The following is a 19,633-nucleotide window of genomic DNA, read 5'->3' as shown; positions in this document are numbered from 1 at the left end:
ATTGCAAAACAGATACCAGAGGCAAATTATGCGTCAGATTGACAGAATCTCCTGACAGATTGTCAGCGCAGAAGCTACAGTAGGTACTTCCGAAATCACCACCGAGTGCTTGCCCTTACCCTCGCGGAAGTTGCACTTACGGGGATAGCGCGACACGTACTGCAGTATCTTACCAAAGGCCTCGCTCTGGAAGTAAGGACTATCGTCGCGACTCACAAAATAGAAGAACATCTTCTGCTGCTTCAGCATGATTTTCTCGATACCCAGCTGCTTACCGGCCACACGTAACGGTACCACCAGAATCAGTTCCTCGCTCACAGCTGGTATGGCACCAAAACGGTCAACCAAACGCTTACGATAGGCATCCAGCTGCAACTCCAACTGGGTACTGTTAGCCAGGTTGTCAAGCTCACGATACAGCAGCATGCGCTCCGAATCGCTCGGCACATACTGATCGGGGAAGTACATCTCGATATCGCTATCCAGCGCACAGTCGTCAACCCACGCCAGTTGAGAGCCCACAGTTGACAGTTGAGCGTTTTTGGCCTCGGCCTTTTCAACGGCAGCAAACTCAGGTTCCTCGTTTTTCAGTTCAGCCATTGCCTGACTCAGAATCTTCTGGTACGTCTCGTAACCCAAGTCGGCAATAAAGCCGCTCTGCTCCGAGCCCAACAGGTTTCCGGCACCACGGATGTCCAGATCCTGCATGGCGATGTTAATACCCGAACCTAAGTCGGAGAAGTTCTCGAGGGCCTCCAGTCGTCGGCGACTCTCCGGGTTCAATGCCGAGAGTGGTGGTGCCAGCAGATAACAGAAGGCCTTGCGGTTGCCACGTCCCACACGTCCGCGCATCTGGTGCAGATCGCTCAGTCCGAAGTTGTGGGCGCCATTAATAATGATGGTATTGGCATTAGGTATGTCGATACCGTTCTCAACGATAGTGGTCGAGAGCAGTATGTCGTAATCGTAGTTCGAGAAGTCGAGGATAATCTTTTCCAGTTCCTCGGGCTTCATCTGTCCGTGTCCGATACATATACGCGCATCGGGCACATACTTCTGTATAATCTCGGCTATATGCTGCAAATCCGAAATACGGTTGTTCACAAAGTACACCTGTCCGTTTCGGCTCATCTCGTAGTTCACAGCCTCGGCAATAATCTCCGGACTAAAGGTATGGATCTCGGTCTGTATCGGATAGCGGTTAGGTGGTGGCGTTTGTATCACACTCAGATCGCGTGCGCCCACCAGCGAGAACTGCAGCGTACGTGGTATAGGTGTGGCACTCATCGTGAGTGTATCTACCGATGTCTTCATCTGGCGCAGCTTTTCCTTGGTTGATACACCGAACTTCTGCTCCTCGTCGATAATCAGCAGTCCCAAGTCCTTAAACTTCACGCTCTTGCTAATCAGTCGGTGCGTGCCGATGATGATATCTATCTTACCCTCGGCCAGATCTTTCTGTATGCGATTGGTATCCTTAGTGGTACGTGCACGCGTCAGGTAATCCACCGTTACAGGCATGTCTTTCAGTCGGTTGCTGAACGTACGGAAATGCTGATAGGCCAATACCGTAGTGGGCACCAGCACAGCCACCTGCTTGCCATCCACAGCGGCTTTAAAGGCTGCACGTACAGCCACCTCGGTCTTGCCAAAGCCCACATCACCGCACACCAGTCGGTCCATGGGTCGTGCCTTTTCCATATCGGCTTTCACATCCTGCGTAGCCTTCAGCTGGTCGGGTGTATCCTCATACAGGAACGATGCCTCCAGCTCGTGCTGCAGATACGAGTCGCGACTAAAGGCAAAGCCCTTTTCCTTCCTACGCTTGGCATACAGTTTTATCAGGTCGCGTGCTATCTCCTTAATGTGCTGCTTGGTGCGCTCCTTCAGGCGCTCCCACTGCCCCGTACCCAAGGTAGAGAGTCGTGGTGCCTCGCCATTATCCTGCGACTTGTATTTGGCCACCTTATACAGCGAGTGGATGCTCACGTAGATGGCATCGCCATGCTGATAGGTGAGCTTGATCATCTCCTGATAGCCATCGCCCTGCGGCATGCGTACCAGTCCGCCGAATCGTCCCACACCATGATCCACGTGTACCACGTAGTCACCAATCTCAAACTGCTGTATCTCCTTCAGCGTCAGCGCCATCTTTCCGCTACGGGCCTTGTCGCTCTTCAGGTTGTACTTGTGGAAACGGTCAAATATCTGGTGGTCGGTAAAGAAGCACACCTTCAGGTCGTCGTCGATAAAACCCTCGTGCAGTGTCTTATCTACCGGTGTAAAACGTATCTGTGCATGCTCACCCTCGTTTTCGGCACGCTGTGCAAAGATATCCTTCAAGCGCTCGTTCTGCTTGGCACTGTCGGCCAGTATATACACCTGGTAACCCTGGTGCAGATAGTTGTCGAAAGCCTGAAACAGCATCTCAAAGTTCTTATGGAACAGAGGCTGAATGGTGATGTGGAAGCTGATCATTGACCATTGACCATTCTTGCCTTGCAAGCCAGCAGAGCTGGAGCGGACCATTGACTGGCGATGTCCGAACTCAATCCTGCGGAAGCCCTCGGCCTGATGCATGAACTGCACGCCTGTTACCAGCGGCATATCCTCCTGGAAAGCGGCATCGATGGCATCACGCACATACAGATAGTCCTTGGTGGCTATGATGGTATCTTGGGGCAACAACGACAGGAACGGCTCCTGAGCTGCCTCGTCGGCCTCCAGTTCAGGCACTATCTCTACCCTGTCACGTGCATCGAGCGAGAGCTGATCCTCTACCTGGAAGGTGCGCACGCTCTCCACATCGTCGCCAAAAAAGTCGATACGATACGGGTACTCGCAGCTGTAGCTATACACGTCGAGGATAGAGCCACGCAACGCAAACTGTCCGGGCTCGTACACGTAGTCCACCTCGTTAAAGCCCAACTCGCGCAACTGCTTGGTAATATCGCCTACGGGTACCTCCTGCCCTTTCTCAATCACCACCGTACGGTCGTTCAGCGTTTGCTTAGGCACCACCATTTCGGCCAGCGCCTCGGGATAGGTTACGATGAACACCGATTTGTCGATCTGTGTCATCACCTCGGTGCGCAGGATCTGTGAGGCCGAATCAAGCTGTCCGTACTTGATGGCACGACGGTAGCTGCTGGGGAAGAACAGCACCTGTCGGGTGCCCAACAGCTGTGTCAGGTCGTGATAAAAGTAGCCCGCCTCCTCGGCATCCTGCAGTATAAACAGGATGGGCGACTTGCACTTAGCAGCCAGACTACCAAACAACATGGGTGCACTCGAGGCCAACAGCCCCTCAAGGAAAATACGTCGTGTAGCCGCATTTTCTATCTCATGAGCCAGCGCCGCCACCTGTGGCAACTTGGCATATACCTTCTCTAGTTCTTCTATCTTCATTGTGATTCGCGGACAAAGATACAAAAAAAGGCACGAATAACGCGAATTTACAAGAATTAATTTATTTTCTTCGCGTTAATTCGCGTATTTCGTGCCTAAACACACTCTGGCGCTACACGATTTCTTCGACAAGCGAAGCGTTTACACGATTTGTACGCCCGAAGCAGCTGCTCCTGCCGCTCCTAACAAGGCGGTTAGCACTGCCAAAAGGAACTTTGCATAAGTCCTCCAGTTCTTCATCATAATTCCTCCTTTCTTTCAATTAATCGTTTCACATTTGGCACGAATTACACGAATTCACACGAATTATTTTTTCTTCGCGTTAATTCGCGAAATTCGTGCCTAAAACTTAATCCCCGATGGGCTCGTGGCTGCCACCGCCGTTACCACCGTTGCTTGGCTGGGTGCTGCCACCAGTGCCACCACCGTTGCTACCGCTGTTAGCGGGCTTAGTGGTGTCGACATCGTTCTTTGGCGCCTCCTGCACACTACAACCAGTGATGAAGGTCTTCTGACGCAGACCACTACCATCGGTTTTTACCTCGGGCTGAAACAGCACGTGCAAGCCCTTGATGTTCTTACTGGTGCTGAAGTCAGCAGCGCTGTCAGCGCCCTCACCACGGATACCGATCTTAAACGATCCAAAGCCATTCAGCTTCACACGCTTAGAATCCTGTAACTGGTCGGCCATCGTCTCGATGAGCTCAGAGATCACAGCCACGATATCGGCCTTTTTCAAGGTACAGTTACGCTGCATGATAGTGGCCAGCATCTCCGTATCCACGGTCTGGGTAATCCAATCGTGCGCCCATAGCCAGGAAAGCAGCCCAACAAATCGATCCTGGGCTTAGATAATTAGTTGTTGTGTTAGCTACTTCGGTCGTTCCGGAATGCAAAAGTAACAAAAATATTTGAAACTTTAAATACATCTTCGTATCTTTGCACGCAGAACAAATAAACAACAACGATTATGACAGCAATAGAACTACGTGAAGAACTGTCCCGCGAGATGAATCCGCTGCTAGATAGCGAAACCGCTATGAAGAAGATCATTGCGTATGTAAAGGGTCTGGTTGTGGCCCAGAACAAGAAAACTGGCGTTGCCACCCGTAAAGACTGGGCTGCAGCAGCCAAAAAGGCTCATGCCGCTGGCGAGGACAAGCTGATGATAGCCGACGTATTTGAGGATGAGAAAATGGAGGACCTGCAATAGTAAAACAATATGATGTTTATTGGGTTGATTCAAACCCCACTATCGGTGCAGAGATGCAGAAGATACGCCCATGTGTAATAGTCAGTCCTAAAGAGTTGAATGAGCATCACTACACTTGTAACAATTGTTAAATATTGGCAGAGGGATACAAGATTTGGAGGTTTTTCTGATTATATAAGCAAAACGATAGATTGAGAACTATAAATTCAGAAAAGCAATGAAAAGAGTAATTAAAAACATGATGAGATTAATGGTGGCATGTGTTTTTGCTGCCTGCAGTAGTAGCGACGATGAGCTGATGCCTGGTGCACCTTTTATTTACGAAGAGAATCCCACCACGCTCGAAGGAACCTGGCATCTTGTTAAGGCCAACTACGGATGGGGAGGTATTAAAGAATATCCAGAAGGCGATATCGAAGTTGTATTCAACCCAAGCACTATGCTGGTAATACAACATTCGCACAAAGATGATGAAAAAAACATGAAACCCTTTTTGGATGACGGTACGTACACTTACCAGATTCTTGAAGCCAAACATGACGGTGGAAACAAACGACTGGCAATCAACGGCAGTGAGGATGGACCCGCTTTTTGTTTTCATGATGGTATGATGATTATAGATTATGGCATGGCTGCTGATGGGCCTGGATATTACTTCAAAAAGGTAATACCAACATTTTCTACATTTGAAAATTAAATAAAACAACAATAACCATACAAAGAAAAACGAGTTTTCCTTTGGTATTTCGCTCGATTTGCACTATCTTTGCACCGATTTAATAAAGAAAGTATGAAGCAAAGCGATAGTATAGTTATCATACCAACCTATAATGAGAAGGAGAATATCGAGAAGATTATACGCGCGATATTCGGGTTGGAGAAGAGTTTCCATATACTGGTGATCGACGATGGATCGCCTGATGGCACGGCTGCCATTGTGCGTGGCCTGATGGCTACCGAGTTTGGCGGACAGCTGCACCTGGTGGTGCGTAGCGGCAAACTGGGACTGGGCACGGCTTACATTGCCGGCTTTAAGTGGGCACTGGAGCGCGACTACGAATACATATTTGAGATGGACGCCGACTTCAGTCACGACCCGAACGACTTGCCACGACTGTATGCAGCCTGCAAAGACGAGGGCTACGATGTGGCTATCGGTAGCCGTTACGTGAGCGGTGTGAACGTGGTTAACTGGCCTATCGGACGTGTGCTGATGAGTTACTTTGCATCGAAATACGTGCGCTTGGTAACGGGCTTTAACGTACACGACACCACTGCAGGATTTAAGTGCTACAAGCGCCGCGTACTGCAGACCATCGAACTGGATAAGATTCGCTTTAAGGGCTATGCCTTCCAGATAGAAATGAAGTACACTGCCTACAAGATTGGCTTTAAGATCAAGGAGGTGAGCGTGATATTCGTGAACCGACAGGAGGGTGTGAGCAAGATGAGCGGTGGCATATTCGGCGAAGCATTCTTTGGCGTGATGAAACTGCGCTGGGACGGATGGACGAGACGCTATCCGAAAATTGAAAATTGACCATTGACCATTGAACATTCTTGCTTAGGCAAGCGTACTAAAGAAACGATTAGAACATTGAACATTATGCTTAAGATACTATATAGAATCTACCAGTTTATTGTTTGTTTGCCGGGAATAGTGCTGATGACGATGATTACAGCACTCGAGGTGGGCATTGGTACCACCATAGGCAATGGCCACTTCTGGGGCTACATGCCTGGCCATATATGGGGAAAGATTATCCTCAAGATGTTTCTGATACCGGTAAAGGTGGAGGGGCGCGAACATCTGGAAAAGAACCAGAGCTACGTGTTTGTGGCCAACCATCAGGGTTCGTTCGACATATTCCTGATTTACGGACATCTGAACCGCAACTTTAAGTGGATGATGAAACAGGCGCTGCGCAAGGTGCCATTCTTAGGCTATGCGTGCGAAAAAAGTCACCAGATATTTGTGGATAAGCGCGGCCCCAGCAAGATACGTAAGACCTACAACGATGCACGTGAGATACTGAAGGAGGGCTACAGCGTAACGGTATTCCCAGAGGGTGCACGCTCGTTTACCGGGCATATGGGCGTATTCAGAAAGGGCGCCTTTGCACTGGCCGACGAACTGCAGTTGCCAGTAGTACCACTCACCATCAACGGATCGTTCGACATCCTGCCACGCATGAAGGGCTTTAATTTTGTGAACTGGCATCCGATGACGTTGACCATACACGAGCCTATCTACCCCGTAGGACAGGGTCCTGAGAACGTAGAGGCTACTCTGCGACAGGCGTACGACTCGGTGATGTCGGCACTCGACCCTAAATACCAAGGCTTTGTAGAGAATCCCGATCAATGATCATCATCCGATTTATCATCATCACGGTGCTATTTGTGATAGCACTTACTGCCATCAGCATCTGGGCCTATAAGCGCCGACAGAAGCTGGTGATGGCTGGTGCAGCCGTGGTGTGGTATATAGCGCTATACGGCACGTTTATCGGCTTCCAGAAGCTGGAAGTGAACCATCAGACATATACATCGGCCGAGCTGCCGAAAGCTTTCGACGGCTACAAGATAGTGCTCTTTTCGGATGCGCACGTGGGCAGCTACACGGGACGCAACGAGTGGCTGCTGCAAAGGGCGGTTGACTCGATCAATGCACAGAAGCCCGACATGATTGTGTTTACTGGCGACCTGCAGAACGTGGATCCGCAGGAGATAGCCGAACACCTGAGCACACTGAGCCAGCTGAAGGCTAAGGACGGCGTGTACAGCGTGCTGGGCAATCACGACTACGATAAGTACTTGCTACAAAAGGATGGGCTTGACACGCAGCCTTGCCGCGAAACCATCGCTCTGGAGAAGCGCATGGGCTGGCACCTGCTGCAGAACGAGAACTGCACCATTAAGCGCGGCAACGACAGCTTGACGATAGCGGGCTTGGATAATGATGGCGACGGCAAGCGATTTCCACAGCGAGGCGACGTAAAGAAGGCGCTGCAAGGGGCTACACCATTTGTAATCATGCTGGAGCACGACCCGAGTGGATGGCGACGCAAGATACTGCCCGATGGGCGCGCACAACTGACCCTGAGCGGACATACACACAACATGCAGTTTGCACTGTTTGGTTGGGCGCCGATGAAGTTGACGGGCAAAGAGATTAACGGCTGGTACGAGGAAGGTCGTCAATCGCTGTTTGTGACTGCAGGCTTAGGGGGATTGATCCCGTTCCGCTTTGGGGCCACAGGGGAGATCGTGGTGATTACATTAAACATTAAACATTAAAGATTAAACATTAAACATTCTTGCGTCCCTTCGGTAGCAAGCGAACAAGTTCGAGCGAAACATTAAACATTAAGCCATTTGCGGAGGACTTCGGCGGGGACGGCGCGGCGGCGGGCGTAATCCTGCAACTGATCTTCGCCGATTTTACCAATGGCAAAATAACGGGCTTTTGGATTGGATATCATCATGCCACTCACACTGGCATGGGGCTTCATGGCACCGCTCTCGGTAAGGCGGATGCCAATCTGTTTCATATCCAATATCTCATCTAACAGGAAATTCAAACTGGTATCGGGCAACGAAGGATAGCCCACAGCGGGACGGATACCCTGGAACTTCTCGACGAGCATATCCTCTATGCTCAGGTTCTCATCCTTGGCATAGCCCCAATACTCCTTACGTACTTGCTCGTGCAGGCGCTCGGCAGCGGCTTCGGCCAAACGGTCGGCTAGCAGCTGGGTGAGCATCTTCTGATACACATCGCCATCAAAATCGGTCTCTAAGCCAATATCAACGGTGGTGGCGAACAAGCCAAGTTTGGATGCCTTGGGCGAAATAAAATCGGCTAAGCACATGAAGGGGGGATTGCCTTGCTGCTGGCGCAGACAGGGGATGGTGGCTACACGCACGGGGTGCTTAACGCCACAATCGGGGCACAGCTGGGTGCGGTAGATCTCGATATCATCATCCTGACTACGGGCATCGAACAACTCGAACACGGCATGCACCTGATACTGGGCATCCAGCTCCTGCAGCTTGGCAAGGGCTTCGGCGTGCATACGCTGCTTCTCGGCCTCTTCCTTTACCTGCCAGGCAAAGTAGTAGTACACCCAGTTGATATAGGGCACCAGCTCGGATATGCGGTAGGTAATCTTCATCTAAACTGAACGGGTTGACCGATATAGTTGGTATCTACAACGCCATCCTTGTAAACGGTATGACCATTGCAAAGCGTCCGCTCAACACGCCACAGGTAGGTGTGGTTCTCCATCGGACTCCAACCGCACTTGCTCTGGATGATGTCCTTGGTTACAGTCCATGCGGCATTAGGACGCACAATCACGATGTCGGCCTGATAACCTTCGCGCAGATAGCCACGGTTACGCACACCGAACAAATCGGCTGGGCGATGGCACATCAGCTCAACCAAACGCTCGATGGTGAGCACACCTTTATCAACCAGCTCAAGCATGGTAACCAACGAGAACTGCAGCATGGGCATGCCACTGGCAGCCTTACAGCAACCACCCTCTTTCTGTTCTAACAGGTGGGGAGCATGGTCGGTACCAATCACTGCGATACGTCCATCGGCCGCAGCCTGGCGCAAAGCATCGCGATCGGCTGCCGACTTGATGGCTGGGTTGCACTTGATACGGGTGCCTAAAGCGTTGTAATCGCGATCGCAGAAGTAGAGGTGACTTGGTGTCACCTCACAGGTGATGGGTGATGGGTGTGGGGTGTGGGGGATTAGCTCTAACTCCTTGGCCGTAGTGAGGTGGGCAATATGCAGATGGGCATGGTGCTTCAGGGCCAGCTCTACAGCCAGTTTGGTGCTCTGATAGCAGGCCTCAACGCTACGAATCTCGGGGTGATGGGTTACCTTAGGGTCGTCGCCATACAGGCGCTTAGCCTCGGCCATATTGCGGTTAATAATGTCGGTATCTTCGCAATGTACCATGATAGGCATCTGGGCGGTAGAGAAAATCTTCTCTAAAGCCTCACGACGATCTACGAGCATGTTACCCGTTGAACTACCCATGAAGAGCTTGATGCCAGGAATACGATGCACATCGAGTTGCGAAAACAGACCGACATTATCGTTGGTGGCACCAAAAAAGAAACTATAGTTGACGTGACTTTTCTGAGCGGCCAGCTTAAACTTTTCGTCGAGGGCCTCGAGGGTGGTAGTCTGCGGTACGCAGTTGGGCATATCAAAGTAGGTGGTAACGCCACCTGCAGCTGCTGCCCTACTCTCGCTATCGATATCGGCCTTGGCAGTTAAGCCTGGCTCACGAAAGTGCACATGATCATCAATCAGACCGGGAAGTACGAAACATCCCGAAGCATCAATCACTTCGTCGAATGATGCGTTCGGGACGGTGTTTCCTTCTACAATCTTAGTTATCTTAGAATCTTCGACGATGACAGAACCGTCGAATTTGTTGGCGTCGTTAACGAGCGTTCCGTGTAGAATCAGGCGTTTCATTGTTTTCTTGAGCTGGTGCTGGAGTGGGTTGTACATCTTCAACAAGTCCGTTCTGACGAGCCTGAATCTCGTTAGCTACCTGGTAGTACTGCTTCACGTAAGGATCGGCCTTGAACTTCTTGGTAGCCTTGCTCATAATATCCTCGATCTGGGGAGTAAGGATAGGATACTGGTAGCTGCCAGTAATCATCATAAACACACCAGGACCCAGTACATTATCAAAGTTATCGACAATGAAGTTGGTAACGAGCGAATCCTCCTGCATGGCGATACGATTGGCCTCGGCAGAGAGCTGACGGTTGATGACGTTCTCGTCGATACCCTCGAGCAGCATCTGACTCTGCTTGTGCGAGAGTTCGTTGAGCTCGTTGCCCAGCTGATCGTGACGCTTCATAAACTCGTAGAGTTTCTCGTTGAGAGGTGAACCGCTAACGGTACGATTGGTATTGTCGATATGTATCTCGATATCGCCCTGCTCAATCACAACAGGCATCATGAGTGGCTCATCGTCCATATACAGACTGGCCATCTTGATGGTGTCGAGCAAGCCGGCGAATTTAAATTTTCCATGTACAACATCGCACGAGTCGAGATTCTTCAACTCGTCGTTGACCATTGTTTTGAGGTAAAGCTTACTTCCATCGAGTGCCGACACAGAGGTTGAGCCCTGAATGTTGTATGATTCAGCACACGATGCGAAAGTTACTGCTGTTAGTAATGCGTAGAATATCTTGTTCATAACATATTGTTTTCGGCCGCGAAATTACAACTATATATTGAGGTATGAAAATAATTTTGCGCATTTTAAAACAAATGCGCAATCTTTTAATTATTTTTTTGCCTCTTTTTCGAGTTCACTACCAATTCGGTGCATAGAATAAAGCTGCAACAGAGCGGCAATCAGGAGCACTATTACCCATTTGTTATACACATATTCTATATAGGAAATATAGCTCAAGCCTAAAAAGTTGCCTTTGCTGGCAAACATGAACAGGGCTGCCACCAGGAACAACACATCGCTGAGCAGCATCATGCGGCGCAGGCGACGGATGGTGAAGTTCTGACCCTCGTAACGCTGCTGCATCTGCATAGAGCTGAAGCCCAGAGCGCCGATGGCAAAAATATAAGGGGCACTGCCCCACCCTAATAATGTAGTACCGGCTCCAACAGCCATTAATATACCGCCAAACAGAAAGATGGCGGTTTGCAGTTTATTCAACTCTTTCATTAGTCTCTAACGGTTTTACATCGCGATCATCATCGCTCAATACAAATATATCTTCATCGTCGGCCTTCATGAAGTAGCGTTCGCGCGCTATCTTCTCGATGGCCTTGGGATTACGGTCTAACTCCTTGATCTGAGCCTGATCGCGGTTGAAATCAGCTTCGAACTGATCCTTCTCCTCTGTGAGCTCGGCAATACGCTGACGGTTCTTGAAATGACTCCAAAGACTGTTGTCGTCGAGGAAGCCTACCAGCAGCACACCTACAATACAAACCACGGCATACTTAAAGTAAACCGAGCGCCACACCAGCAGTGCATAAGCCTTAATACTCAACAAAACTTTCATAAGCTCATCAATTTGCCTGCAAAGTTACATTTTTTTAGGCACGAATTACGCGAATTACACGATTTTTTTTATTATTTCGTGTTAATTCGTGCAATTCGTGCCTAATTTTCACTATCTTTGCACCAAGAAATTAAATTGAGCAATATGGAATATATCGTTTCGGCCAGAAAATACCGTCCGCTGAGCTTTGATACAGTGGTAGGTCAAGCGGCCCTCACTACTACACTGAAGAACGCAGTGAAGAGTGGGAAGCTGGCTCATGCCTATCTGTTCTGCGGACCGCGTGGTGTGGGTAAAACCACCTGCGCACGTATCTTTGCCAAGGCCATCAACTGCCAGCACCCTACGGCTGAGGGCGAGGCTTGTAATGAGTGTGAATCGTGCCAGAGCTTTAACGAGCAGCGATCGCTGAACATCTTTGAGCTCGACGCCGCATCGAACAACTCGGTTGAGCACATCAAGACCCTGATGGAGCAGACACGCATTCCACCGCAGTTGGGCAGGTATAAGGTGTTTATCATCGACGAGGTACACATGCTCTCAACAGCCGCCTTCAACGCATTCCTGAAGACGCTGGAGGAGCCACCTGCACACGTGATATTCATTCTGGCCACCACCGAAAAGCATAAGATACTGCCTACCATCCTGAGCCGTTGCCAGATATACGACTTTGAGCGTATGACCATACGCAACACCATCGACCACCTGAAGCATGTGGCCGAGCAGGAAGGCATTACCTACGAGGAGCAGGCATTGGCAGTGATTGCCGAGAAGGCTGATGGCGGTATGCGCGACGCCCTCTCTATCTTCGACCAGGCAGCATCGTTCTGTCAGGGCAACATCACCTACGAGAAGGTGATTGAGGACCTGAACGTGCTGGATAGCGAGAACTACTTTAAGATTATCGACCTGGCCATAGATAATAAGGTGAGCGACATTATGGTGCTGCTGAACGGCGTGATTAACAAAGGCTTTGACGGCGGACTGCTGATTCAGGGTCTGGCTAAGCATGTGCGTAACGTGCTGATGGCACGCGACCCACAGACACTGCCACTGCTGGAGGTGAGCGACCAGATGCGCGCACGCTACGAGGAGCAGGCCAAGAAATGCCAGATAACATTCCTGTACGACGCGCTGAAGCTGATGAACCAGTGCGATATTAACTACCGCCAGTCGAGCAACAAGCGCCTGCTGGTAGAGCTCACACTGATTGAGATAGCCCAGATAACACAGCCAGCGGAGGACGGCGCGAGTGCGGGGCGCAAGCCCCGACGACTGAAATCCCTGTTTAAGAACATGATTCAGCAACAGAAGCCCAAGAACGCAGCCCCACAGGTAGCTGCGGCTAAAGTTGCTGTATCGGCTGCTGCAGCTGTTACTGCAGAAGCAACTGGCGAAAGCCAGACGGCTGGCACCACTGCCAGCGAGGCAAGCACTACAAGCAATGCCAAGCCCAAGCTATCGCTGGGTGGCATCGGCTTTTCGTGGAAGAAACTGCGCCAGCAGGATAATGGACCGCAGAAGGGCGGCATGCAGATCATCCCAGGATCGATTAACATGCCTACCGGACAGGATGCCGTTACCGATGCACAGTTTACACAAACCGATCTGGAATTCCAGTGGATGGCCATGTGTAACCGTATGCCACAGAAACTGAGCGGTATTGCTACCCGCATGAAGAACATGAACCCTGAGATAACAGAGTTTCCTACGGTTGAGGTAGTGGTGGATAACGAGCTGATCAAGCAAGAGATTGAGGATATCCAGAAGAGCATTGCCAAAACACTGCAGGTATATCTGCACAATAACCAGATACAGATAACTGTTCGTGTAGCCGAACAAACGGAACACGTGAAGATACTATCACGACGCGAGCAGTTTGAACAGATGGCAGAAAAAAATGCTGCCGTAGCAAAGCTACAGCAGGCATTTGATTTAGAATTGGCTTGAGTCATTCCGACTCAAGCCTTTTTCTTTCTATTAATCTCCAAGCAGTTTCTTAAGCAGCGCCATGCACTCATCGCGATTAACGGGCTTTGAGAGGAAGCCGCAGCATCCAGCCTGTTCGGCAGCTGTACGGTCGCTATCAAAAGCATTGGCCGTAAGGGCTACAACAGGCAGCTCGGGATGCTTCTCCTTAATCTGGCGAGTGGCCTGCAAGCCGTCCATGACAGGCATCTTAATGTCCATCAGTACCAGATCGTAAGCATTGGCATCAACCATCTCAACTGCAATCTGACCGTTCTTGGCACGTTCAAACTCAAAATCCTTCTTAAGCAGATACGTCATCAGTACGTAATTGCTGTCATTGTCTTCAGCTATTAAAATCTTTTTCATGTGTCAAAAAGTTATTTGTTAGTGAGTTTATCTTTCCACATCTTACTCATATCCTCGAGTGTCTTACCCTTGGTCTCAGGCACAAGGCGCCATACAAACAGGGCTGCCACTACGCAGATAATGCCATAGAGTCCGTAAGTGAACCAGTGACCAAAGTCGTCGCCCTCACTCAGGTGCATGTTGAACATGGGCACGAACGATGAGCTGACGATGAAGTTTGAAATCCACTGGAATGCCACAGCAATAGCTACAGCACCACCACGGATGGTGTTGGGGAAAATCTCGGCAATGAGCACCCAGGTGATGGGGCCCCATGAGAACATGAACGAAGCCGAATATACCAACAGCGATGCAGCTGTAAGCATCTCGAGTCCGGCATGTCCGAAGGTAACTGCCACACCAAAGGCACCAAGTGCCATACCCAACGAACCGCTAATCAACAAAGGCTTACGTCCCCACTTCTCGACGGTGAACACAGCCACCAGGGTGAACGTAATATTAATAACACCCATAAATACAGTAAGAATCATGGGGTTATCCATTCCCATGTCACCAAAGATACGTGGTGCATAGTAAAGCACGGCATTGATACCTACAGCCTGCTGGAATACTGAGAGCATGATACCCACAAAGATGCAGAGCGCACCATAGGTGAGCAGCTTCTCGGTCTTAACAACCATGGTATCCTTGATATCCTGCAGAATCTGCTGAGCCTTGGCTGTACCGTTGATCTTAGCCAGAATACCCTCGGCCTTCTTATCCTCGCCAATAGAAACAAGGTAACGTGGTGTTTCGGGTACAAAGCAGATGAGCAGTGCAAACAAGCCTGCAGGTACAGCCTCGCTACCAAACATATAGCGCCAACCGGTAGTAACTGTCCACTGTGCAGCAGGGGTAATCTCGGCAATCTGCTTACCGATATCCTCAACCAGTGGCTGCAGGTGGTCGCCCAGGATAAAGAAGTTAACGAAGTAAACTACCAGCTGACCGAAGATAATGGCAAACTGGTTCCAGCTTACAAGCATACCACGGATATTTGAAGGGGCAACCTCGCCGATGTACATAGGACAGATGGCCGAAGCCAGACCTACACCGATACCACCGATAACACGGTAGAAGTTGAACATCAGAGCCAGTGTGTAAGTGGGCTGACCGTACTCGAAGAACAGGAACTCAGGGTCCATTGAGCCGAGTGCTGAGATAAAGAACAGCAAACCGGCAACGATAAGCGACTTTTTACGTCCCAGGTTAGTGGCCAGGAATCCAGAGATGGCAGAACCGATGATACAGCCGATGAGGGCAGAGGCAGAGGTAAAACCATGCCAGCCGTCGGTGTAATCAAAATCCTGCGCTGTTTTGAAAAACGCCTGTAATCCCTTTTCTGCACCGGATATAACAGCAGTGTCGTATCCGAACAGCAGACCGCCAAGTACGGCGACCATCACGATTGAAATGAGGTAGGCCTTGCTACCTTGTTCTGTTTGTTGATTCATAACTAATTATTTGTTTTAAGTTTAATTGGCAAACTGAGTGTAAAGGTGGTTCCAGCCGCAGAGGTCTGATCGAGCACAAGCGTGCCACCTAACTTGGCCACGGTTTCGTGGCAGTAGGCCAGACCCAGTCCTAATCCTTCCTTGAATTCATCTACCTTGGTAAAGCGGTTGAAGATGGTACCAATCTTATCCGACGGAATACCACAACCGGTATCCTCGATAGTGAAGTGGAAGTAGTTCTTATCTTTGCTGAGTATAAGACGGATATAGCCGTCGTCGGTAAACTTAGCCGAGTTCTCAAGGATGTTGCCCAACATCTGCAGCAAGCTGTCGCTGTTGGTGGTGAGCGTCTTGCTATGACCTTCGGCCTGATCTACCAGTTCCAGGCTCACACGGTCGGGATTAACTGGTGGCATGGCACTCAGGGCCTTGTGGCAGATATCAAGGGCATCGGTTTCCTCTACATCCTTCAGCAGGTCCTTGGTATGCTCATTAGCCAAAGCCAGCATCTTGTTAACCAACGATGTAATCTGACGGGTGTTCTTACCGATGGTGTCAGCCAGACTTTGACGCTCCTCGGGCTCAAACTCGGCATTGGGCTCCATCAGCACTTGGGTAAAGCCATTGATGATGTTGAGCGGCGTACGTATCTCGTGACTCACACTACGGATAAAATCGGTTTTCATCTCATCGGCTGCAGCCACCTGCTTATAAGCGCGTTTCAATTCCTTGTTCTTGGTGAGCAGCATCTCCTGGTAGCGGCGGCGACCATAGATCGATAAGGCCAGCGCAACTATCAGCATCAAGGCCAGCACCATGGCTATCACCAATACGATGTTCATGATACGGGCAGCCTTCTGCTTCTGGTTCAACAGGAACATCTCCTCTTCCTGATTCTGGATGTTCTCGGCTATAATCACACCTGTGATAGAGTCGCGGGTATGCATCAGCTCACGCTGCAACAGGAAAGCCTTATCCGTATTGCCTAAATAAGTATAGATATCGCAACTTACCAGATAGCGCTCTTTCAGGTTGGACAGATTCTCTACCTCGGCTAAGGCTGCCTGGGTATTGCCATTGAGCAGCGTTTGATAGATACGGGCATAGGGCAGGAAGATGTCGCCCTGAGGATTGGCATTCTTGGCATCCGACTGCTCGGCCAGAGCGATATACTTATGGAAATCGGCGTACCTGCGCTTTTTAAACATCACGATGGCCTTCATGGCATAGGCATCGGTCAGTCCACGCCAATAGTCCTTCTGATCCTTATTGCGTGCCAGCTCCTCTAAGTCCTTATCAAGCCATTTCAGCGTTTCTGCACTATTGTTATTAAGCTGTATGTGCGCCATACCTAAGTACAGGAAGCTCAGTCCGTCCTTCTCGTACTTGGTACCTTTAATCAGCTCGATAGCCTTCTCAAACTCTTTCAGGGCACCAGGAATATTTCCACAGGCATTATACACATGACCTAACATCTTGGGCGCCAGATACTGCTCGTCCTTAACCACATCACGACGGCGTACCAGGTCGTCCTTCATGGTGTTGGCAATATGGTAGGCATCGTGAATATTCATGCGGTCGAGATTATACATCACACCGCATACCCACGAGTCGTAATAGCCGGTATTGTCCTTACATTCTATGCAATGAGCCTGATAAGCCCAGCAAGCAGCATACACCTTATGAGAGTCGTCCTGAGAGCAGGCGGCCCACATCGCATCGCGCAGCTTGCTATGCTTAGCCGTGTCGTTACAGAAGTCTGTCTGAGACACCGCAGGCAACGTAACCAACAGTGTAGCAGTACATAAGATATATTTAGCCCAATGGTTCAAAGTCATTCTAAATAGGTTTATTTGGAAAATCCTCCGCAAAAGTAACGTTTTTCTGCGAAATCGCCAAACTTTTTCGGGCATAAAATGTTATTTTTCGTATAAACTACACTAATATCAGAATTTTTATGTATTTTTGTGCCCGCTGACAACTAATTACAAAACGAGATATGAAACATTTATCAACAATCCTGCTGCTTGCAGCCAGTATGAGTGCTGGAGCGCAGACTCACGTTCTCGACGTGAACACCAAGAAATTAGGGGCACCCGTACAGCCCACTATGTACGGTATCTTTTTCGAGGATATCAACTTTGCGGCTGATGGCGGACTGTATGCCGAACTGGTGATGAACCGCTCGTTTGAGTACCCCAACCACTTTGCCGGATGGGATGTATCGGGCAACGTAACCATCAAGGACGACGGACCCTTTGAGCGTAATCCTCACTACGTACGTATGGCGCCTACAGGTCATGGCGACAAGCACTCGATGATTGAGAATCGCGGATTCTTCGGCATGGGTGTTAAGGGCGGTCAGGAGTACCGTTTCTCGCTTTGGGCCCGTGTACCTGATGGCGGTAAGGCCAAGCTGTGGATCGATCTGGTTGACAATGCCACCATGGGCGAAGACCAGAAGCTGTGCAACGCTGGCGTAGAGGTTAGCGGCAGCGAGTGGAAGAAGTACACAGCCACACTGAAGCCAAAGACTACCTTTGCCAAGGCGCACCTGCGCGTATGGGCAGATAGCAAGGTAACCACCGATGTAGAGCATGTAAGTCTGTTCCCAACCGACACCTGGAAGGGTCGCGAGAACGGCATGCGCAAGGACTTGGCTCAGGCCCTGTTCGATATGCACCCAGGCGTATTCCGTTTCCCTGGTGGCTGTATCGTTGAGGGTACCGATCTGGCCACACGTTACCAGTGGAAGAACACTGTAGGTCCCGTTGAGAACCGACCACTGAACGAAAACCGCTGGCACTATACATTCACCAACCGTTACTTCCCTGATTACTATCAGAGCTACGGTCTGGGATTCTTTGAGTTCTTCCAGCTGTGCGAGGACTTTGGCTCAGAGGCACTGCCAGTCATCTCATGCGGACTCTCTTGTCAGTTCCAGAACCCTGATCCTACCAAGCCTGGTGTACACGTAGCACTCGAGGATCTGGAGCCATATATCCAGGATGCACTCGACCTGATTGAGTTTGCTAACGGTCCTGCCGACAGCAAGTGGGGTAAGGTGCGCGCCGAGATGGGCCATCCAGAGCCATTCAACCTGAAGTATCTGGGTGTAGGTAACGAGCAGTGGGACTACGACGAGGCACATGGCGGTTTTGGACCTGTGTTCACAGCACGCCTGAAGAAGTTCAGCGACGCCATCCGTAAGAAGTATCCAAACATCAAGCTCATCGGTACCACAGGTCCTAACTCAGAGGGTTGGGATTTCGACCTGCTGCAGCCTCGTATGAAGGAGCTGAAGGTTGACCTGTACGACGAGCACTACTATCGCAACGAGGAGTGGTTCCTGAGCCACGGACTGCGTTACGACTCATACGACCGCAAGGGTCCAAAGGTATTTGCTGGCGAGTATGCCTGTCACGGCAGCAACAAGCACAAGTGGAACCACTACTATACATCATTGCTGGAGGCTGCCCACATGACCGGTATCGAGCGTAATGCCGACATCGTACACATGGCTACCTATGCCCCACTCTTTGCACACGTTGAGGGTTGGCAGTGGCGTCCAGACGCTATCTGGTACGACAACCTGCGCATGTTCAAGTCGGTTAGCTACTATGTTCAGCAGCTCTATGCCATGAACAAGGGTACCAACGTACTGAAGCTGACAATGGACAAGAAACCTGTAGCAGGTCAGCCTGGTCAGGACGGTCTGTTTGCATCGAGCGTATGGGATGCTGCCACAGGCGAGGTGATTGTGAAGGTAGTAAACACTGGCGATCAGACACAGCCCGTTAGCATTCAGCTGCAGGGCATCAAGGGTGCACGTACAGCCAACACCATCACACTCTGTCACGATGGTATGGACGACGAGAACACCCTGGATCAGCCCGAGAAGATTATCCCTCAGCCAGGCACATGCCAGGTAGAGGCAGGCAAGCAGGCTGCGGTTATCAACGATAATCTGCCAGCTAAAAGCTTCCGCATTTACAAGATTAAAAAGTAATCAAGTATATCGCAACATCATCAAGAGTCCCGCTAAACAGCGGGATTCTTTTTTATAGATACGGGCGCGCGTTCAGTTAAATATTCTAAAATAGTC

18 protein-coding genes are annotated in these 19,633 nt (G+C 50.1%); 8 read left to right on the top strand and 10 right to left on the bottom strand.

Translation table 11 applies throughout. The annotated features are described in order from the left end of the window. Nucleotides 1-33: 33 nt before the first annotated feature. Nucleotides 34-3,408, bottom strand: coding sequence for a transcription-repair coupling factor (gene mfd / locus T499_RS0104095; RefSeq protein WP_033149827.1), 3,375 nt, complete (start codon nt 3,406-3,408; stop codon nt 34-36). A gap of 349 nt (nt 3,409-3,757) precedes the next feature. Further along, a complete protein-coding gene (locus T499_RS0104090; RefSeq protein WP_157054505.1) occupies nt 3,758-4,192 on the bottom strand; it encodes an HU family DNA-binding protein in 435 nt (144 codons plus the stop codon). A gap of 186 nt (nt 4,193-4,378) precedes the next feature. Between T499_RS0104090 and T499_RS0104085 the strand changes: the two genes are divergently transcribed. The 6 genes from T499_RS0104085 to T499_RS0104065 all read left to right on the top strand — a co-directional run bounded on the left by T499_RS0104085 (nt 4,379) and on the right by T499_RS0104065 (nt 7,921). Next, nucleotides 4,379-4,621 carry a hypothetical protein gene (locus T499_RS0104085; RefSeq protein WP_033149826.1) on the top strand — a complete coding sequence of 81 codons (243 nt, stop codon included), beginning with the start codon at nt 4,379-4,381 and terminating at the stop codon, nt 4,619-4,621. Further along, nucleotides 4,618-4,752, top strand: a complete 135-nt coding sequence (locus T499_RS15050) for a type II toxin-antitoxin system PemK/MazF family toxin (protein WP_084162920.1) — start codon at nt 4,618-4,620, stop codon at nt 4,750-4,752. The genes T499_RS0104085 and T499_RS15050 overlap by 4 nt, the downstream gene beginning before the upstream one ends. Nucleotides 4,753-4,838: 86 nt before the next feature. After that, nucleotides 4,839-5,318, top strand: a complete 480-nt coding sequence (locus T499_RS0104080; RefSeq protein ID WP_157054504.1) for a hypothetical protein — start codon at nt 4,839-4,841, stop codon at nt 5,316-5,318. Nucleotides 5,319-5,411: 93 nt separating this feature from the next. Beyond that, on the top strand, nt 5,412-6,161 hold the full coding sequence (locus T499_RS0104075; RefSeq protein WP_033149824.1) for a polyprenol monophosphomannose synthase: 750 nt from the start codon (nt 5,412-5,414) through the stop codon (nt 6,159-6,161). A 66-nt stretch (nt 6,162-6,227) separates the two neighbouring features. Next, nucleotides 6,228-6,989, top strand: a complete 762-nt coding sequence (locus T499_RS0104070) for a lysophospholipid acyltransferase family protein (protein ID WP_033149823.1) — start codon at nt 6,228-6,230, stop codon at nt 6,987-6,989. Next, the gene (locus tag T499_RS0104065; RefSeq protein ID WP_052173361.1) at nt 6,986-7,921 is read left to right on the top strand and encodes a metallophosphoesterase; all 936 of its coding nucleotides are present in this window, start codon (nt 6,986-6,988) and stop codon (nt 7,919-7,921) included. Before T499_RS0104070 ends, T499_RS0104065 begins: the two co-directional genes overlap by 4 nt. A gap of 62 nt (nt 7,922-7,983) precedes the next feature. Here the strand turns inward: T499_RS0104065 and T499_RS0104060 are convergent, their stop codons facing one another. From T499_RS0104060 to T499_RS0104040, 5 genes are all read right to left on the bottom strand, one after another. Next, nucleotides 7,984-8,799 carry a vitamin B12 dependent-methionine synthase activation domain-containing protein gene (locus tag T499_RS0104060; protein WP_033149822.1) on the bottom strand — a complete coding sequence of 272 codons (816 nt, stop codon included), beginning with the start codon at nt 8,797-8,799 and terminating at the stop codon, nt 7,984-7,986. After that, nucleotides 8,796-10,127, bottom strand: a complete 1,332-nt coding sequence (locus T499_RS0104055) for a dihydroorotase (RefSeq protein WP_033149821.1) — start codon at nt 10,125-10,127, stop codon at nt 8,796-8,798. The genes T499_RS0104060 and T499_RS0104055 overlap by 4 nt, the downstream gene beginning before the upstream one ends. After that, on the bottom strand, nt 10,093-10,866 hold the full coding sequence (locus T499_RS0104050; protein WP_013063767.1) for a DUF4369 domain-containing protein: 774 nt from the start codon (nt 10,864-10,866) through the stop codon (nt 10,093-10,095). Before T499_RS0104050 ends, T499_RS0104055 begins: the two co-directional genes overlap by 35 nt. 90 nt (nt 10,867-10,956) lie before the next feature. Next, entirely contained in the window at nt 10,957-11,355 is a 399-nt protein-coding gene (locus T499_RS0104045; RefSeq protein WP_033149820.1) for a hypothetical protein, read from the bottom strand. After that, complete coding sequence (locus T499_RS0104040; RefSeq protein WP_052173359.1) at nt 11,339-11,698, bottom strand: FtsB family cell division protein; 360 nt, start codon at nt 11,696-11,698, stop codon at nt 11,339-11,341. The genes T499_RS0104045 and T499_RS0104040 overlap by 17 nt, the downstream gene beginning before the upstream one ends. 144 nt (nt 11,699-11,842) lie before the next feature. On the opposite strand from T499_RS0104040, the gene T499_RS0104035 reads away from it, so the two are divergent. After that, nucleotides 11,843-13,648, top strand: a complete 1,806-nt coding sequence (locus T499_RS0104035; protein WP_013064648.1) for a DNA polymerase III subunit gamma/tau — start codon at nt 11,843-11,845, stop codon at nt 13,646-13,648. Nucleotides 13,649-13,678: 30 nt separating this feature from the next. Here T499_RS0104035 and T499_RS0104030 read toward each other — a convergent pair whose 3' ends face one another. Genes T499_RS0104030 through T499_RS0104020 form a run of 3 tightly spaced genes read right to left on the bottom strand, consistent with a single transcriptional unit; the run spans nt 13,679 to nt 17,366 of the window. Beyond that, on the bottom strand, nt 13,679-14,035 hold the full coding sequence (locus T499_RS0104030) for a response regulator (RefSeq protein ID WP_033149819.1): 357 nt from the start codon (nt 14,033-14,035) through the stop codon (nt 13,679-13,681). Nucleotides 14,036-14,046: 11 nt separating this feature from the next. After that, the gene (gene xylE / locus T499_RS0104025) at nt 14,047-15,528 is read right to left on the bottom strand and encodes a D-xylose transporter XylE (RefSeq protein ID WP_033149818.1); all 1,482 of its coding nucleotides are present in this window, start codon (nt 15,526-15,528) and stop codon (nt 14,047-14,049) included. A 2-nt stretch (nt 15,529-15,530) separates the two neighbouring features. Beyond that, complete coding sequence (locus T499_RS0104020; RefSeq protein ID WP_033149817.1) at nt 15,531-17,366, bottom strand: sensor histidine kinase; 1,836 nt, start codon at nt 17,364-17,366, stop codon at nt 15,531-15,533. 161 nt (nt 17,367-17,527) lie between these two features. On the opposite strand from T499_RS0104020, the gene T499_RS0104015 reads away from it, so the two are divergent. Continuing rightward, entirely contained in the window at nt 17,528-19,537 is a 2,010-nt protein-coding gene (locus T499_RS0104015; RefSeq protein WP_033149816.1) for an alpha-L-arabinofuranosidase C-terminal domain-containing protein, read from the top strand. Nucleotides 19,538-19,633: the final 96 nt, after the last annotated feature.

It is taken from the genome of Prevotella sp. RM4, from assembly GCF_000701965.1.
Classification (GTDB): Bacteria; Bacteroidota; Bacteroidia; order Bacteroidales; family Bacteroidaceae; genus Prevotella; species Prevotella ruminicola.
Note: the sequence above shows the minus strand (reverse complement) of the source record. Positions and strands in the feature narration are given on the sequence as shown.

What these genes read in the sequence shown, in the direction of transcription:
- xylE (WP_033149818.1), bottom strand. Translation starts at nt 15,528, where the DNA reads ATGAATCAACAAACAGAACAAGGTAGCAAGGCCTACCTCATTTCAATC.
- T499_RS0104055 (WP_033149821.1), bottom strand. Translation starts at nt 10,127, where the DNA reads ATGAAACGCCTGATTCTACACGGAACGCTCGTTAACGACGCCAACAAA.
- T499_RS0104060 (WP_033149822.1), bottom strand. Translation starts at nt 8,799, where the DNA reads ATGAAGATTACCTACCGCATATCCGAGCTGGTGCCCTATATCAACTGG.
- T499_RS0104080 (WP_157054504.1), top strand. Translation starts at nt 4,839, where the DNA reads ATGAAAAGAGTAATTAAAAACATGATGAGATTAATGGTGGCATGTGTT.
- T499_RS0104045 (WP_033149820.1), bottom strand. Translation starts at nt 11,355, where the DNA reads ATGAAAGAGTTGAATAAACTGCAAACCGCCATCTTTCTGTTTGGCGGT.
- T499_RS0104015 (WP_033149816.1), top strand. Translation starts at nt 17,528, where the DNA reads ATGAAACATTTATCAACAATCCTGCTGCTTGCAGCCAGTATGAGTGCT.
- T499_RS0104035 (WP_013064648.1), top strand. Translation starts at nt 11,843, where the DNA reads ATGGAATATATCGTTTCGGCCAGAAAATACCGTCCGCTGAGCTTTGAT.
- T499_RS0104085 (WP_033149826.1), top strand. Translation starts at nt 4,379, where the DNA reads ATGACAGCAATAGAACTACGTGAAGAACTGTCCCGCGAGATGAATCCG.
- T499_RS0104065 (WP_052173361.1), top strand. Translation starts at nt 6,986, where the DNA reads ATGATCATCATCCGATTTATCATCATCACGGTGCTATTTGTGATAGCA.
- T499_RS0104040 (WP_052173359.1), bottom strand. Translation starts at nt 11,698, where the DNA reads ATGAAAGTTTTGTTGAGTATTAAGGCTTATGCACTGCTGGTGTGGCGC.
- T499_RS0104075 (WP_033149824.1), top strand. Translation starts at nt 5,412, where the DNA reads ATGAAGCAAAGCGATAGTATAGTTATCATACCAACCTATAATGAGAAG.
- T499_RS0104020 (WP_033149817.1), bottom strand. Translation starts at nt 17,366, where the DNA reads ATGACTTTGAACCATTGGGCTAAATATATCTTATGTACTGCTACACTG.
- T499_RS0104050 (WP_013063767.1), bottom strand. Translation starts at nt 10,866, where the DNA reads ATGAACAAGATATTCTACGCATTACTAACAGCAGTAACTTTCGCATCG.
- T499_RS0104030 (WP_033149819.1), bottom strand. Translation starts at nt 14,035, where the DNA reads ATGAAAAAGATTTTAATAGCTGAAGACAATGACAGCAATTACGTACTG.
- mfd (WP_033149827.1), bottom strand. Translation starts at nt 3,408, where the DNA reads ATGAAGATAGAAGAACTAGAGAAGGTATATGCCAAGTTGCCACAGGTG.
- T499_RS0104070 (WP_033149823.1), top strand. Translation starts at nt 6,228, where the DNA reads ATGCTTAAGATACTATATAGAATCTACCAGTTTATTGTTTGTTTGCCG.